Annotated in this window: 13 protein-coding genes; 8 read left to right on the top strand and 5 right to left on the bottom strand. The window is 64.7% G+C overall.

What is annotated here, in order from left to right:
• Positions 1–66: 66 nt before the first annotated feature.
• The 5 genes from ugpQ to ugpB form a co-directional block, all read right to left on the bottom strand.
• Complete coding sequence (ugpQ, locus tag AC5I49_RS15285) at positions 67–831, bottom strand: glycerophosphodiester phosphodiesterase (protein ID WP_016445664.1); 765 nt, start codon at positions 829–831, stop codon at positions 67–69.
• A 90-nt stretch (positions 832–921) separates the two neighbouring features.
• Positions 922–1,932, bottom strand: a complete 1,011-nt coding sequence (ugpC, locus tag AC5I49_RS15280; protein WP_016445665.1) for a sn-glycerol-3-phosphate ABC transporter ATP-binding protein UgpC — start codon at positions 1,930–1,932, stop codon at positions 922–924.
• Between the two features lie 86 nt (positions 1,933–2,018).
• On the bottom strand, positions 2,019–2,867 hold the full coding sequence (gene ugpE / locus AC5I49_RS15275) for a sn-glycerol-3-phosphate ABC transporter permease UgpE (RefSeq protein ID WP_310041515.1): 849 nt from the start codon (positions 2,865–2,867) through the stop codon (positions 2,019–2,021).
• A 2-nt stretch (positions 2,868–2,869) separates the two neighbouring features.
• The gene (gene ugpA, locus AC5I49_RS15270) at positions 2,870–3,751 is read right to left on the bottom strand and encodes a sn-glycerol-3-phosphate ABC transporter permease UgpA (protein ID WP_016445667.1); all 882 of its coding nucleotides are present in this window, start codon (positions 3,749–3,751) and stop codon (positions 2,870–2,872) included.
• Positions 3,752–3,874: 123 nt separating this feature from the next.
• Positions 3,875–5,179, bottom strand: coding sequence for a sn-glycerol-3-phosphate ABC transporter substrate-binding protein UgpB (gene ugpB / locus AC5I49_RS15265; RefSeq protein ID WP_012207263.1), 1,305 nt, complete (start codon positions 5,177–5,179; stop codon positions 3,875–3,877).
• A gap of 421 nt (positions 5,180–5,600) precedes the next feature.
• Here ugpB and AC5I49_RS15260 point away from each other — a divergent pair, with 421 nt between their 5' ends.
• The 8 genes from AC5I49_RS15260 (at position 5,601) to AC5I49_RS15225 (ending at position 16,188) form a co-directional block, all read left to right on the top strand.
• Complete coding sequence (locus AC5I49_RS15260; protein WP_016445668.1) at positions 5,601–9,515, top strand: DUF3683 domain-containing protein; 3,915 nt, start codon at positions 5,601–5,603, stop codon at positions 9,513–9,515.
• Positions 9,515–9,970 carry an HIT family protein gene (locus AC5I49_RS15255; protein WP_034364054.1) on the top strand — a complete coding sequence of 152 codons (456 nt, stop codon included), beginning with the start codon at positions 9,515–9,517 and terminating at the stop codon, positions 9,968–9,970. Before AC5I49_RS15260 ends, AC5I49_RS15255 begins: the two co-directional genes overlap by 1 nt.
• Positions 9,971–9,980: 10 nt before the next feature.
• Positions 9,981–10,403 (top strand): gamma-butyrobetaine hydroxylase family protein, encoded by a 423-nt coding sequence (locus tag AC5I49_RS15250; RefSeq protein WP_047217082.1) that lies wholly within the window; start codon positions 9,981–9,983, stop codon positions 10,401–10,403.
• Positions 10,404–10,642: 239 nt separating this feature from the next.
• The gene (ubiE, locus tag AC5I49_RS15245; protein WP_012207259.1) at positions 10,643–11,374 is read left to right on the top strand and encodes a bifunctional demethylmenaquinone methyltransferase/2-methoxy-6-polyprenyl-1,4-benzoquinol methylase UbiE; all 732 of its coding nucleotides are present in this window, start codon (positions 10,643–10,645) and stop codon (positions 11,372–11,374) included.
• 53 nt (positions 11,375–11,427) lie between these two features.
• Positions 11,428–12,450 (top strand): Tim44 domain-containing protein, encoded by a 1,023-nt coding sequence (locus AC5I49_RS15240; protein ID WP_495789584.1) that lies wholly within the window; start codon positions 11,428–11,430, stop codon positions 12,448–12,450.
• Positions 12,451–12,480: 30 nt separating this feature from the next.
• The gene (locus AC5I49_RS15235) at positions 12,481–13,119 is read left to right on the top strand and encodes a ubiquinone biosynthesis accessory factor UbiJ (protein ID WP_026062830.1); all 639 of its coding nucleotides are present in this window, start codon (positions 12,481–12,483) and stop codon (positions 13,117–13,119) included.
• Positions 13,116–14,681: a ubiquinone biosynthesis regulatory protein kinase UbiB gene (ubiB, locus tag AC5I49_RS15230; protein WP_016445674.1), complete on the top strand. Its 1,566-nt coding sequence runs from the start codon at positions 13,116–13,118 to the stop codon at positions 14,679–14,681. The genes AC5I49_RS15235 and ubiB overlap by 4 nt, the downstream gene beginning before the upstream one ends.
• 58 nt (positions 14,682–14,739) lie before the next feature.
• Entirely contained in the window at positions 14,740–16,188 is a 1,449-nt protein-coding gene (locus AC5I49_RS15225; RefSeq protein WP_034364059.1) for a high affinity choline transporter 1, read from the top strand.
• Positions 16,189–16,260: the final 72 nt, after the last annotated feature.

Genomic DNA, 16,260 nt, shown 5'->3' with positions numbered 1-16,260 from the left:
ACATTGTGCGGCGGGCCGCTGCAGCGGTTGTTTCCAAAGGTCCGGCCCCGCCAGCCGGCAGCCGTCTCAGCGCGATGCGGGACTGAACATATCGACACGGTCGGTGATGACGCCGTCCGTGCCCAGGTCGATCAGGCGCTGTGCGGCCCATTCGTCGTTGACCGTGTAGCTGCTGCAGCGCAGGCCCGCGCCATGCACCTTGGCGACCAGGGCTGCATCCCACAGCGCGTGGTTGAGCACCATGGCTGCGCAGCCCAATTCCAGCGCGGTGCGCAGGTCGGCGTCGCCCGTGGCGTCTGCCAGCCTGTCCACCAGCAGGCCGCGCGGAATGTGGGGCGCCGTGTCGCGTGCGCCCTTGAGGGCATCGGTCTTGAACGAGGTGAACAGCGGCGGGACCCGGTCCTGGGGCCAGATGCGGTTCATCAGCTCGCCCGTGGCGCGGCCCGTGGCCTCTTCCTGGCCGGGCGTGGGCTTGATCTCCACGTTCAGGAAAAAGTGGTTGGCCAGGCACCAGCGCGCCAGGGCTTCCAGCGTGGGCAGGGCCTCGCCCGCGTAGGCGCGCGAATGCCAGCTGCCGGCGTCGAGCTGGGCGATCTCGCCCATGGACAGGTCGCCACCCGTGCCGTGGCCGTTGGTGGTGCGCTCCAGCGTGGCGTCGTGCATCAGGAACAGCACGCCGTCGGCAGACAGCTTGGCATCGCACTCGAACATGCGATAGCCGTGCGCGGCGCCCAGGCGGAAAGCGGCCATGGTGTTTTCGGGCGCCAGCTTGCCGGCGCCACGGTGGGCCACCCACAGGGGGTAGGGCCAGGATTTCAGGTTCTCGGTCATGGCGAGTCCGTCAAAAGAAGGGAGCTTGGATGGAAAAAGAGAGCCTCTGGGGCTCTCTTGGAAAAGGTCGGAGAGCCGGCCTTCAGGGGATCAGATCCGCTTGCCGCTTTCTGCGTCGAACCAGTGCAGGCGACGCTCTTCGGAAGGACGCACGCGCATGGTCTCGCCGGACTTGGGGAAGGGCGCGCCTTCGTCGATGCGTACCGTCATCGTCTCGCCATTGAGCGAACCATAGACCAGGCGCTCGGCGCCCAGCATTTCCACGGTGTCCACCTTGATTTCCCAGCCGCCTTCGTTGACGACGACCAGGTGCTCGGGGCGGATGCCCAGGATGCGGCCGGCCGTGCCGCCGGGCGCGTTCTTGAGCAGGTTCATCGGGGGCGAGCCGATGAAGCTGGCCACGAAGGTGGAGGCAGGCGTGTGGTAGACCTCTTCGGGCGTGCCGAACTGCTCCATCACGCCGCCGTTCATGACGATCATGCGCTGGGCCAGGGTCATGGCCTCGACCTGGTCGTGGGTCACGAACAGGCTGGTGATGCCCAGCTCGGCGTGCAGCTTCTGGATCTCGATGCGGGTCTGGCCGCGCAGCTTGGCGTCCAGGTTGGACAGCGGTTCGTCGAACAGGAAGACCTTGGGCTGGCGCACGATGGCGCGGCCCATGGCCACGCGCTGGCGCTGGCCGCCCGACAGCTGGCGCGGCTTGCGGTCCAGCAGGTGCGACAGCTCCAGGATCTTGGCGGCCTTGTCCACGCGGCGCTTGATCTCCTCGGGCGGCACCTTGGCGATCTTCAGGCCGTAGGCCATGTTCTCGTAGTTCGACATATGCGGGTACAGCGCATAGTTCTGGAACACCATGGCGATGTCGCGCTTGGCCGGTTCCACGTCGTTGACGACCTTGTCGCCGATCAGCAGCTGGCCGTCGGAGATCTCTTCCAGGCCCGCCACCATGCGCAGCAGGGTGGACTTGCCGCAGCCCGAAGGGCCGACGATGACGACGAACTCGCCGTCCTGGATTTCGGCGTTGACGCCGTGCAGTACCTGGTTGGCCGACGGGCCGTGGCCGTAGCGCTTGATCAGGTTGCGAAAGGAAATGGATGCCATACGAAGATTCTGGTTGAGTCGCAGAGCGAAGGGCGCTGGCGCTTGCTCTGCGGGGTTCTATACGGTGGGTGGGGGCGGTGGACGGCTTACTTTTCGGTGTCCACCAGGCCCTTGATGAACCAGCGCTGCATCAGGATCACCACGGCAGCGGGCGGCAGCATGGCCAGCAGGGCCGTCGCCATCACCACGTTCCAGTCGTTGCCGGTATCGCCGCTGGCCACCATGCGCTTGATGCCGATGACCACGGGATACATGTCTTCCGAGGTGGTCACGAGCAGCGGCCACAGGTACTGGTTCCAGCCGTAGATGAACTGGATCACGAACAGCGCCGCGATCGAGGTCTTGGACAGCGGCACCAGCACATCCTTGAAGAAGCGCATGGGGCCGGCGCCATCGATGCGGGCGGCCTCCACCAGCTCGTCCGGCACCGTCAGGAAGAACTGGCGGAACAGGAAGGTGGCCGTGGCCGAGGCGATCAGCGGAATCGTCAGGCCGGCGTAGCTGTTGAGCATGCCCAGCGTGGAGACGACTTCGTAGGTGGGGCCGATGCGCACTTCCACGGGCAGCATCAGGGTCACGAAGATCAGCCAGAAGCAGATCTTCTTGAACGGGAAGCGGAAGTACACCAGTGCGAAGGCCGACAGCAGCGAGATCGCGATCTTGCCCACGGTGATCACCATGGCCGAGACGAAGCTGATCCACATCATGCGTGCCACGGGCGCGCTGGAGCCAGGGCCCGAGCCGCCGAACAGCGCGGCCTTGTAGGTTTCCCAGAAGTTGCTGCCGGGCACCAGGGGCATGGGCACCTGGATGATGTCCTGCGGCGTGTGCGTGGAGGCCACGAAGGCCAGGTACAGCGGAAAGCCGACGATCAACACGCCCAGCACCATGATCAGGTGCGAGAAAAAGGTCAGAAGAGGACTGCGTTCAACCATGATCAGTACTGCACTTTCTTCTCAACATAGCGGAACTGGATCACGGTGAGTGCAACCACGATCACCATCAGCACGACGGATTGGGCAGCCGAGCCGCTCATGTCCATGGCCTTGAAGCCATCGTGATAGACCTTGTAGACCAGGATGGAGGTGTCCTGGCCCGGACCGCCCTGGGTCGTGGCGTCCACGATGCCGAAGGTGTCGAAGAAGGCATAGACCACGTTCATCACCAGCAGGAAGAAGGTGGTGGGCGACAGCAGCGGGAACTGGATGTCCCAGAAGCGGCGCATGGGGCCCGCGCCGTCGATGGCGGCGGCCTCGATCAGCGACTTGGGGATGGACTGCAGGCCCGCAAGGAAGAACAGGAAGTTGTAGGAGATCTGCTTCCAGATCGCGGCGATGACGATCAGCGTCATGGCGTTGCCGGAGTTCAGCAGGTGGTTCCAGTCATAGCCGATCATGCGCAGCGCATAGGCCACGACGCCGATGGACGGCGAGAACATGAACACCCACAGCACGCCTGCCACGGCGGGCGCCACCGCATAGGGCAGCAGCAAGGCGGTCTTGTAGGCGAGCGCACCCTTGATCACGCGGTCCGCAAAAATGGCCAGCATCAGCGACAGCGCGATGCCGAACACCGCCACCAGCAGGGAAAAGATGGCCGTGGTCTTGAACGAGGCCAGGTAGGCAGGGTCATCCAGCAGATGCTGGAAGTTGGCGAAGCCCACCCATTCGGTGGAAAAGCCAAACGTATCCTGCGCCTGGAAAGACTGCACGATGGCCTGGCCTGCGGGCCAGAAAAAGAAGACCAGCACGATGACCATCTGTGGTGCTATCAGCAGCCACGGCAGCCAGGCGGATCGAAAAAGAACGCGTTTTTCCATGACGGAACTCGGTAGAACAAAACAGCCCGCAAACCGGATGGCCGTGGGGCCGCCGGTTGCGGGCCTGTGATGCACGGTGCGGGCTGCCTGCGCAGCGGCCACGCCGCAGATCACATGGGAGGATTACTTGTTGGCCCGGGCGAAGCGGCCCAGTTGCTCGTTGCCACGGGTGACAGCGGTGTCCAGTGCCTGCTGGGGAGTCTTCTTGCCGGTCCAGATCTGTTCGGTTTCCTCATCGATGATGGTGCGGATCTGAACGAAGTTGCCCAGGCGGATGCCGCGCGACTTGTCGGTGGTCTTGCGGATCATCTGCGTCACGGCGGTGTCGGTGCCGGGATGCTTTTCGTAGAAGCCCGAAGCCTCGGTCAGCTTGTACGCAGCGGTGGTCACGGGCAGGTAGCCGGTGCGCTGGTGGCTGGCGGCCTGGATCTTGGTGTTGTTCAGGAAGTTGAAGAAGTCAGCCACGCCCTTGTAGCGTTCGGCGCTCTTGCCAGCCATCACCCACAGGGAAGCACCGCCGATGGCCGTGTTCTGGGGGGCGCCCTTCACATCGGCGTAGTAGGGCAGCTGCGACTGGCCGAAGGCGAACTTGCCTTCCTTGACCACGCGGGCGTACAGGCCGGAGGAGCCCGTGATCATCGCGCACTCGCCGGAAGCGAAGGCGGCGTCGGGCACGTTGCCGCGGCCCTTGTAGACGAAGCTGCCGTCCTTGGCGGCCTTGGCCAGGTTCTCGAAGTGCTTGACGTGCAGCGGCGAGTTGAACACCAGCTTGGCATCGGTGCCGTCAAAGCCGTTGTTCTTGGTCGCGTACAGGGTGTTGTGCCACAGCGAGAAGCTCTCCAGCTGGGTCCAGCTCATCCAGCTCGTGGTCAGTGCGCAGCGGTGGCCCGAGGCCTTGAGCTTTTCAGCGGCGGCGAACACTTCGGGCCAGGTCTTGGGAGGCTTGTTCTCGTCCAGGCCCGCCTTCTTGAAGGCGTCCTTGTTGTAGTAGAAGATGGTGGTCGAGCTGTTGAGCGGGTAGCTCATCATCTGGCCGTTGGGGGCGGTGTAGTAGCCGGCCACGGCGGAGATGTACTCGCCCTGGTCGAACTTGAAGCCGCCGTCGTTCATGACCTTGGTGACCGGAACCACGGCACCCTTGGAGGCCATCATGGTGGCCGTGCCCACTTCGAAGACCTGCAGGATGTCAGGTGCATTGCCGGCGCGGAACGCGGCGATGGCAGCTGTCATGGACTCGTCATACTGGCCCTTGTAGGTCGGCACGATCTTGTACTGGGTCTGGCTGGCGTTGTACTCCTTGGCCAGGTCGTTCACCCAGTCGCCCAGGGCCGCGCTCATCGAGTGCCACCACTGGATTTCGGTTTGGGCTTGTGCCGAGATGGTGGTGGCCGCGATCGCGGCCGCCATGGCCAGTTGCTTCAGTTGCATGAGGACTCCTCTAGTTCGGTGACGGTTTCAGACCGCTGCCACGGTAAGGCAGGGGCATGACATGTCTGTGTCATTGTTTTCGGATGCTTCTTACCGCACTACAGGCCAAACCCGGTGAGCCGCTGGTCCCGTATGTCAGTCGTGTGACAAAAAATGACACGCGAAGCGGCGCTATTTTAGGTCAATACCATTTCGTTTCAAAAGCACGGGTTGTTCGTATTGGCTCGTTTGTGCTCTTTCTGTATAAGGCCGGTTCGCCGGGGCGTGTCTGCCCCGTGGTGTTGGCGAGGGCTGGCGTCTCAGGGCAAGACGGCGAGCCGCCCAGAGCCCCGTAGGAAGCGGGCCTTCGAGGGGCTCGCTTAAAATTGCGCTCCCACTTGGCTTAGCGGCGCCCCTAGAGCGCCAGACACGGTCTACCCCCATGAATGTACCGATTGCGTTGGCGGCCCTGCAGGCACAGGCAGCCGAACCTGCACGTCTGCGAGAGATTCCCTACAACTACACCTCGTTTTCCGATCGCGAGATCGTGATCCGCCTGCTGGGTACTTCCATGTGGGATGTGCTCAACCAGCTGCGCCAGGAGCGGCGCACGGGCCGCTCCGCCCGCATGCTCTACGAGGTGCTGGGGGACATCTGGGTCGTCCAGCGCAATCCCTACCTGCAGGACGACCTGCTGCACAGCCCCGATCGCCGCAAGGCGCTGGTGGAAGCACTGGAGCACCGCCTGGGCGAGATCGACAAGCGCCGTGCTCCGCAGCAGGACCCCGTGCGCGATGCGCTGGTGGGCCAGCTGGTGGATGCGGCGCGCCGCGCCGTGCATGAGTTCAACGCCACCTTCGTCGAGGCCGAGCAACTGCGCCGCCGGGTGCAAAAGAGCCTGGGCCGCCACACGGCCAAGGACAACATCAAGTTCGACGGCCTGTCGCGCGTGGCCCATGTGACGGACGCCACCGACTGGCGCGTCGAGTACCCCTTCGTCGTGCTCACCCCCGATACCGAAGCCGAGATGGCCGCCCTGGTGCGTGCCTGCATCGAGCTGCGCCTGACCATCATTCCGCGCGGCGGCGGCACGGGCTACACGGGCGGCGCGATCCCGCTGACCTGGCGCAGCGTGGTGATCAACACCGAAAAGCTCGAGGCCATGACGGAGGTGGAGATGCGCCGCATCCCCGGCGTGGACCACGAGGTGCCCACCATCTTCACCGAGGCCGGAGTGGTCACGCAGCGCGTGGCCGATGCGGCCGAGCGCGCGGGCTTCGTCTTCGCCGTGGACCCCACATCGGCCGAGGCCTCGTGCATCGGCGGCAACGTCGCCATGAATGCGGGCGGCAAGAAGGCCGTGCTCTGGGGCACGGCGCTGGACAACCTGGTGTCCTGGCGCATGGTCACGCCCGATGCGCAGTGGCTGGAAGTCACGCGCGTGGGCCACAACCTCGGCAAGATCCATGACGCCGAGATGGCCAGCTTCGAGCTGCAGTACTTCGAGGCCGACGGCAAGACCCCCATCCGCAGTGAGCGCCTGGACATTCCCGGCCAGAAATTCCGCAAGGAAGGCCTGGGCAAGGACGTGACCGACAAGTTCCTGTCGGGCCTGCCCGGCATCCAGAAGGAAGGCTGCGACGGCCTGATCACCAGCGCGCGCTGGGTGGTGCACCGCATGCCCGAGCACACGCGCACGGTCTGCATGGAGTTCTTCGGCAACGCCAAGGACGCCGTGCCCAGCATCGTCGAGATCAAGGACTTCATGTTCGCCGAGCAAAAGCGCTCGGGCGTGCTGCTGGCCGGCCTGGAGCACCTGGACGACCGCTACCTGAAGGCCGTGGGCTACGCCACCAAGAGCAAGAAGGGCAACGGCCATCTGCCCAAGATGGTGCTGCTGGGCGACATTGCCGGCGACAACGCCGACGATGTGGCCCGCGTGGCCGCCGAGGTGGTGCGCATCGCCAACTCGCGCAACGGTGAAGGCTTCACCGCCGTCAGCGCCGAGGCGCGCAAGAAATTCTGGCTGGACCGCAAGCGCACGGCCGCCATCTCGCGCCACACCAACGCCTTCAAGATCAACGAAGACGTGGTGATCCCGCTGCCCCGCATGTGGGAGTACACGGACGGCATCGAGCGCATCAACATCGAACTGTCGCTGCGCAACAAGCTCAAGCTGTGTGACGCGCTGACGGACTTCTTCCAGCACGGCGACCTGCCCCTGGGCAAGCAGGACGATGCGGGCGACATCCCTTCGGCCGAACTGCTGGAGGACCGCGTGCAGCAGGCCCTGGCCCTGGTGGCCGACGTGCGCACGCTGTGGCAGGGCTGGCTGGACAACGTGGAAAACCTCTTCCAGCAACTGCAGGATCACACGCTGCGCGCGAGCTGGAAGACCCAGCTGAAGGCGCCCATGGCCCAGATCTTCGCGGGCGCGGCCTTCCAGCCGCTGCTGGCCGAAGTCAATGCCATTCACCAGCGCGTGCTCAAGGGCCGTGTCTGGGTGGCGCTGCACATGCACGCCGGCGACGGCAACGTGCACACCAACATTCCGGTCAACAGCGACGACTACGAGATGCTGCAGACCGCCCATGAGGCCGTGGCGCGCATCATGGTGCTGGCCCGCCATCTGGACGGCGTGATCTCGGGCGAGCACGGCATCGGCATCACCAAGCTGGAATTCCTCAGCGACGACGAACTGGCGCCCTTTGCCGCCTACAAGCAGCGCGTGGACCCCGAAGGCCGCTTCAACAAGGGCAAGCTGATCCGCAACGAGAAGCTGCAGGCCGTGGTGGGCCAGAGCCATGACGGCCGCTCGCCGCGCGAATCGCTGATGTTCGCCGACCTGACCAACGCCTACACGCCCAGCTTCGGCCTGATGGGGCACGAGTCGCTGATCATGCAGCAAAGCGACATCGGCGCCATTGCCGACTCGGTCAAGGACTGCTTGCGCTGCGGCAAGTGCAAGCCCGTGTGCGCCACCCATGTGCCGCGCGCAAACCTGCTGTACAGCCCGCGCAACAAGATCCTGGCGACCTCGCTGCTGGTCGAAGCCTTTCTGTACGAGGAGCAGACGCGCCGCGGCGTGTCGCTGCGCCACTGGCAGGAGTTCGAGGACGTGTCGGACCACTGCACGGTCTGCCACAAGTGCTTCAACCCCTGCCCGGTGAAGATCGACTTCGGCGACGTGACCATGAACATGCGCAATCTGCTGCGCAAGATGGACAAGAAGAGCTTCCGGCCCGGCAACAAGCTGGCCATGGCCATGCTCAACGCCACCAACCCGGACACCATCAAGTTCATGCGCTCGGCCATGGTCGGCGTGGGCTTCAAGGCCCAGCGCCTGGCCTCCGACGTGCTCCACAGCCTGGCCAGGAAGCAGACCCAGCATCCGCCGGCCTCGGTGGGGCGTGCGCCGCTCAAGGAGCAGGTGATCCACTTCGTCAACAAGAAGCTGCCGGGCGGCCTGCCCAACAAGACGGCGCGTGCCCTGCTGGACATCGAGGACAAGGACTACGTGCCCATCATCCGCAGCCCGCAGACCACGAACGCGGACACAGAGGCGGTGTTCTACTTCCCCGGCTGCGGCTCCGAGCGCCTGTTCAGCCAGGTGGGCCTGGCCACCCAGGCCATGCTCTGGCATGCCGGCGTGCAGACCGTGCTGCCACCGGGCTACCTGTGCTGCGGCTATCCCCAGCGCGGCAGCGGCCAGTTCGACAAGGCCGAGAAGATGATCACGGACAACCGCGTGCTCTTCCACCGCGTCGCCACCACGCTCAACTACCTGGACATCAAGACCGTGGTGGTCAGCTGCGGCACCTGCTACGACCAATTGCAGGGCTACGAGTTCGGCAAGATTTTCCCGGGCAGCCGCATCATCGACATCCACGAGTACCTGCTGGAAAAGGGCGTGACGCTGCAGGGCAAGGAGGGCTACCTCTACCACGACCCCTGCCACTCGCCCATGAAGCTGCAGGACCCCATGAAGACCGTCAAGGCCCTGGTCGGCGACGGCGTGATCAAGAGCGAGCGCTGCTGCGGCGAATCGGGCACGCTGGGCGTCACGCGCCCCGACATCTCCACGCAGATCCGCTTCCGCAAGGAAGAGGAACTCAAAAAGGGCGAGGCCGCGCTGCGCGCCAGCGGCGCCCTGGCCGAGAAGGACAACGTGAAGATCCTCACCAGCTGCCCCAGCTGCCTGCAGGGCCTGTCGCGCTACGGCGGCGACATGAACAACGGCCTGCTGGAGGCCGACTACATCGTGGTCGAGATGGCGCGCCAGATCCTGGGCGAGAACTGGATGGCCGAATATGTTCAGCGCGCCAACGCCGGCGGCATCGAACGGGTTTTGGTCTGATGGCTGCTTCCGCTTCCTGCCCCCTGTGCGCCACAGAAGGCGGCCTGCCCGTCTGGCGCGGCCGGCGCCTGCGAGTGATTCGCGCCCAGGAAGAGGGCTTCCCGGCCTTCTACCGCGTGGTCTGGAATGCGCATGTGGCCGAGTTCTCCGACCTGGATGCCGCCGACCGCCAGCACTGCATGGATGCCGTGGTCCTGGTCGAGCGCGTCTTGCGTGAGCGCCTTGCGCCGGCCAAGATCAACCTGGCGGCGCTGGGCAACATGGTGCCGCACCTGCACTGGCATGTGGTTGCGCGTTTCGAATGGGACAGCCATTTCCCGGGCTCGGTCTGGGCTGCTGCCCAGCGCCCGCGCAATGGCGAGCGCGAGGCCGAGGTGGCAGCGCGCTTGCCAGCCATAGACACGGCGCTGTCGCAGGCACTCGATGCCTGGCAGCAGCACCCCGCCACTGAATGAGGAGCACCGCATGGCCGGCCTGACCCCTGACACCCCAACTCCCGAAGCCCTGACCGTGCACGGCGCATCGCGCGTGCTGGAAGTGGCCTATTCCGATGGCGCAAGCTTTCGCATTCCCTTCGAGCTGCTGCGCGTGTACTCCCCCTCGGCCGAGGTGCAAGGCCATGGCCCGGGCCAGGAAGTGCTGCAGACCGGCAAGCGCGACGTGGCCATCACGGCCATCGAGCCCGTGGGCAACTACGCCATCAAGCCCTTCTTCAGCGACGGGCATGAAAGCGGCCTGTACACCTGGGAATACCTCTACGAACTGGGCCGCCGCCAGGACGAGTTCTGGGCGCAGTACCTGGACCGGCTACAGGAGTCCGGCATGGACCGCGACACGCCCATGCCCGGCAAGGCCGGCGGCGGCGGGCACGGCTGCGGCAGCCACTGACGCAGTACGCACGCAGGGGCCGGGGCGCGGCGTCTGCCGCGCCGTTCCCACAGCGCCACATTCAGGACCTTTGCACAGCACAGGGTTATTGGGGGTGGTGCTATATTAAAAATAGCTTGAAAGTCTTTGTTTGAAGGCGTTTCAAGCTGTTTGTTCTTGATAACCCTTGCCCGGCAAAGCCCGTGGCCACACGGGGTTGTCGCTGTACGCATTACTACTGCTTGCTTAGCATCGTTGTTATGAGCACCACACATTTCGGATTCCAGTCGGTGGACGAGCGCGAGAAGGCCAGCCGCGTGCGCGGCGTGTTCGACTCGGTCGCTTCGCGCTACGACGTCATGAACGACCTGATGTCGGGTGGTCTGCACCGTGCCTGGAAGGCCTATACGGTGATGGTGGCCAATCTCAAGGAAGGCGACAAGGCGCTGGACATCGCGGGCGGCACGGGCGATCTGGCCCTGGCCTTCGCCAAGAAGGTCGGCTCCACCGGCCAGGTGGTGCACACCGACATCAACGAAGCCATGCTGCGCGTAGGCCGGGACCGGCTGATCAACAAGGGCGTGATCCTGCCCACCATGGTCTGCGATGCCGAGGCCCTGCCGTTTCCGGACAACCATTTCGATCTGGTCAGCGTGGCCTTCGGCCTGCGCAACATGACGCACAAGGATGCGGCGCTCAAGGAAATGAACCGCGTCCTGCGCCCCGGCGGCAAGCTGCTGGTGCTGGAATTCTCCAAGGTGGCCAAGCCCCTGGAGAAAGCCTACGACTGGTACTCCTTCAAGATTCTTCCGGCCATGGGCAAGCTCGTGGCGGGCGATGACGCCAGCTACCGCTATCTGGCCGAGTCCATCCGCATGCACCCCGGCCAGGAAGATCTCAAGCGCCTGATGCAGGAATGCGGCTTCGGCCATGTGGACTATCACAACATGACGGGCGGCATTGCCGCGCTGCATGTGGGAATCAAGTGCTGAGCGCGTGAGGTGCTCGGTGAGGTGACGGCAACACGATTATTCGAGGAGATGACATGAAAAAGCTATGGTCTATGGTCTTGGTTGCGATGCTGGTGGTGGTCCACGGCACGGCCGACGCCAAGCGCATGGGCGGTGGCGGATCGGTGGGCAAGCAGTCGAGCAACGTGACGCAGCGTGAAGCCGCGCGCGCGCCGACACAGAACACGCCGCCGCAGAACCCCGCCACACAGAACGCTGCAGGCAAGCCGGCCACTGCACCGGCAGCTGCTCCCGCCAAGAAGCCCTGGGGCGCCATGCTTGGCGGCCTGGCCGCTGGCCTGGGCCTGGCCTGGCTGGCGAGCTCGTTGGGCCTGGGCGCCGCCTTCGGCCAGTTCCTGCTGATCGGCCTGCTGGCCCTGGTCATCATGGTGGTGGTGGGTATGGTCATGCGTTCGCGCCGTGCAGCGGCTGGCGCGCAGCAGGCATCGTCCAGCCCCTTTGCCTTCCAGAACGCAGCGCCTGCCGGTGCCGGCAATATCGGTGGCAACGTGGACAGCGCACCGCTGGCACGCCAGTACAACCCCGAGAAGGTCGGCAACGACGCATCGGCCCGTCCCTGGGAGCAGAACCATCAGCCGGCCGCCCTGGCTGCAGGCTCGGGCTCCGGCGTGCAGATCGGCTCGGCCCTGGCAGGCTCGCAGAACTGGGGTGTGCCTGAAGGCTTCGATACCGAGGGCTTCCTCACCGCTGCCAAGCGCAACTTCGTCACGCTGCAATCGGCCTGGGACCGCTCCGACATCGCGTCGCTGCGCGCCATGATGACCGACGAGATGCTGACCGAGATCCGTGGCCAGCTCAGCGAACGCGAGGCCCAGCGTCCCGGCCAGCCCAACCAGACCGACGTGGTCATGATCGACGCCCAACTGCTGGGCATCGAGGACCTGGGCAATGACTACATGGCCAGCGTGGAATTCTCGGGCATGATCCGCGAGGACGCCTCGGCAGGTCCCACACCCTTCCGCGAAGTCTGGAACATGACCAAGCCCAAGAGCGGCAGCAGCGGATGGCTGGTCGCCGGAGTCCAGGCATTGCAGTAATTCCTCTCACTTCGGGAATAATCGGGGACTATGGCAACACAGTCCCCTTTTTCTTTCCTGAACGGCCTCATGGAACGCGTGATGGCCGGCCCGCAACCGCCGCAATGGCTGGTCAGCGAGGTGCATCAGCGCATCGTGCTGTTCCTCAACCATGTGCTGATGCAGGAAAAGGAGGCCACCGAGCGCCTGGTGCGGCAAAAGGGCCGCGTGGCGCGCGTTCAGTGGCGCGGCTACTCCATGGCCCTGCAGATCACGCCGGCCGGCCTGTTCAACGTGGCGCCTGAAGACGCGCAACCCGATCTGCTGCTCGAAGTGACCGAGACCTCCGCACTGGCCCTGGCCCAGGTGGCCCTGCGCGGCGACAAGCCCTCCATCCGCATCGAAGGCGACGTGCAACTGGCCGCCGACATCAACTGGCTGGTGGACCACGTCGAATGGGATGTGGAGGAAGACCTCGCCCGCATCATCGGCGATGCGCCCGCGCACACCGTGGCCAAGGTGGCCCGCAGCGCTGCCCAGGCACTGCGCCAGTTCGTGGGCGCCCGCATGGCCGGCAAGCCCGATGCCGATGCCCCCGCCCCTGAAGCCGCACGTTCGGCAGCGCCCGCCAGCGCGCCCGTTGGTTCACCCGTGGTGTCCCTGCCCGGTTTCGAGAACGACAAGCCATGAGCCGGTTTCTTCGCGGGCTGACCATCCTCTGGGTGGTGTTCCGCTACGGACTCGACGAGCTGGTGCTGTCGAGCTTCGAGCATCCCTGGATGCGCCGCGCACGCGCGGTGCTCACCCTGGGCCGCCGGCTGGACAAGCCGCGCGGCCAGCGCCTGCGCGAGGCGCTGGAGGAACTGGGCCCCATCTTCGTGAAGTTCGGTCAGGTGCTGTCCACGCGCAGCGACCTGATGCCGCCCGACGTGGCCGAGGAGTTGGCCCGGTTGCAGGACCGCGTGCCGCCCTTCGATTCGCAGATTGCGGTGGACACCATAGAGCGTGCCTTCCGCAAGAAGCTGGACCAGATCTTCGTGAGCTTCGAGCGCGAGCCGGTGGCCAGTGCCTCCATCGCGCAGGTGCACTTTGCCGTGATCAGCGACCGCAACGGCGTGCAGCGCGATGTGGCCGTCAAGGTGCTGCGCCCGGGCATGAAGGCCGTGATCGACAAGGACCTGGCGCTCATGCACATGATGGCGCGCTGGGTCGAGCGCCTGTCGGCCGACGGCAAGCGCCTCAAGCCCCGCCAGGTCGTGGCCGAATTCGACAACTACCTGCACGACGAGCTGGACCTGATCCGCGAAGCCTCCAACGCCGCGCAGCTGCGCCGCAACATGGAAGGCCTGGACCTGGTACTGATCCCCGAGGTGTACTGGGATTTCTGCCGCAACGACGTGATGGTCATGCAGCGCATGAAGGGCGTGCCCATCAGCCAGGTCGAGCGCCTGCGCGAGGCCGGGGTCGACATCCCCAAGCTCGCACGCGACGGCGTGACCATCTTCTTCACCCAGGTGTTCCGCGACGGTTTCTTTCACGCCGACATGCACCCGGGCAACATCATGGTCAGCCTGGAGCCCGAGACCTTCGGGCGCTATATCTCGCTGGACTTCGGCATCGTCGGCACGCTGACCGAGTACGACAAGGAATACCTGGCGCAGAACTTCACGGCGTTCTTCCGCCGCGACTACAAGCGCGTTGCCGAGCTGCACATCGAAAGCGGCTGGGTGCCGCCGAGCACGCGCGTGGACGAGCTGGAAGCCGCCATCCGCGCGGTGTGCGAGCCGTATTTCGACCGTCCGTTGGCAGAGATCTCGCTGGGCATGGTGCTGATGCGCCTGTTCCAGACCTCGCGCCGCTTCCATGTCGAGATCCAGCCGCAGCTGGTGCTGCTGCAAAAGACGCTGCTCAACATCGAAGGCCTGGGCCGCCAGCTGGACCCCAATCTGGACCTGTGGAGCACCGCCAAGCCCTTCCTCGAAAAATGGATGCTGGACCAGATGGGCCCGCAGCGGCTGTGGCGCGAGCTGCAGGCCGAGGCGCCGCGCTACGCCAAGCTCATTCCCGAGCTGCCGCGCCTGATCCATCGCCGGCTCACGCGCAACTCCGGCGAGCACGACGAACTGCTCAAGGAACTGCTGCAGCAGCAAAAGCTCACCAACCGCCTGCTTCAGGCCATCGTCAGCGCGGGCATAGGCTTTGTGATCGCGCTGATCCTGCTGCAACTGGTGGTGCGCCTGCGCTGGTACTGAGAACACCGACGGGTTTCAAGCCCTCTGACTTTTCCCACTTTGAATCAGGAGTGCCAGCGTGCTGCTCTCAATGGTGATCGCCTACCTGTTCGTGACCATAGCCATTGGCCTGTGGGCGGCCAGGCGGGTCAAGAACACGGCCGACTTTGCAATTGCCGGGCGCCATCTGCCCATGTACATGATCATCACCACCACGTTTGCCACGTGGTTCGGCTCGGAGATCGTGCTGGGCGTGCCCGCCAAGTTCATCGAGGGCGGCCTGCGCGGCGTGGTCGAGGACCCGTTCGGCGCGGGCATGTGCCTGATCCTGGTGGGCCTGTTCTTCGCGGGCAAGCTGTACCGCATGACGCTGCTGACCATCAGCGACTACTACCGCCACCGCTATGGGCGCTCCATCGAGATCGTCTGCTCGCTGATCATCATGCTCAGCTACCTGGGCTGGGTCTCGGCCCAGGTCACGGCCCTGGGCTTGGTGTTCAACCTGCTGTCGGGCGGCACGGTCAGCATTCCCGTGGGCATGGCCATCGGCGTGGTGTCCATCCTGGCCTATACGCTGTTCGGCGGCATGTGGTCGGTGGCGGTGACGGACTTCCTGCAGATGATCATCCTGGTCGTCGGCCTGGTGGTGCTGGCCTGGTTTGCCAGCGACATGGCTGGCGGTGCCGGCAAGGTCATCGACCTGGCCGTGAGCCGTGATCTGTTCCAGTTCTGGCCCGAGCCCAGCTGGCATGAAATCCTCTTCTTCTTTGGCGCGGCCATCACCATGATGCTGGGCTCCATTCCCCAGCAGGACGTGTTCCAGCGCGTGATGTCGGCCAACAGCGAAAAGGCCGCCACGCGCGGTACCGTCATCGGCGGCACGGCCTATATCTTCTTTGCCTTCGTGCCCATGTTCCTGGTGACCAGCGCGCTGATCATCATGCCGCGGGAGGCGGCGGAACTGCTCGGGCAGGACCCGCAGAAGGTGTTGCCCACCCTGGTCATGGACAAGATGCCCTTCGTCATGCAGGTGCTGTTCTTTGGCGCGCTGCTGTCGGCCATCAAGTCCTGTGCCTCGGCCACGTTGCTGGCACCCAGCGTGACTTTCACCGAGAACATCTGGCGCCAGTTCCGCACCCAGGCCAGCGACCGGGAAATGCTGCTGGCCATGCGCATCAGCGTGCTCGTCTTCAGCATCTGCGTGCTGGCCTACTCGATCAAGATGGAAGGAACGCCCATCTATGAGTTGGTCTCCAGCGCCTACCAGGTGCCGCTGGTCGGTGCCTTCGTACCCCTGGTCTTCGGGCTGTACTGGAAGCGCGCCACCACGCAGGGCGCCATTTGCGCCGTGGCACTGGGCATTGGCGTGTGGGTGGTCTTCATGGCCACGCCGGCTTTGCACGAGGCATTTCCGCAGCAATTGGCCGGACTGCTGGCGGCTGTGACGGGGATGTTGGCCGGGTCACTGGCACCCCAGTGGCTGGCCAATCGCAGCGCAGACATTCTTGAGTTCAGGCCCGAAAGGTAAACGCATGCCTGAATGTGACCTGGAAAACAATTGATCACAATTATCGATAGTTATTTTCTATAAAGTTGGCGC

This window comes from Delftia sp. (genome assembly GCF_059499305.1).
This window is presented reverse-complemented; position numbering and strand designations above follow the sequence as displayed.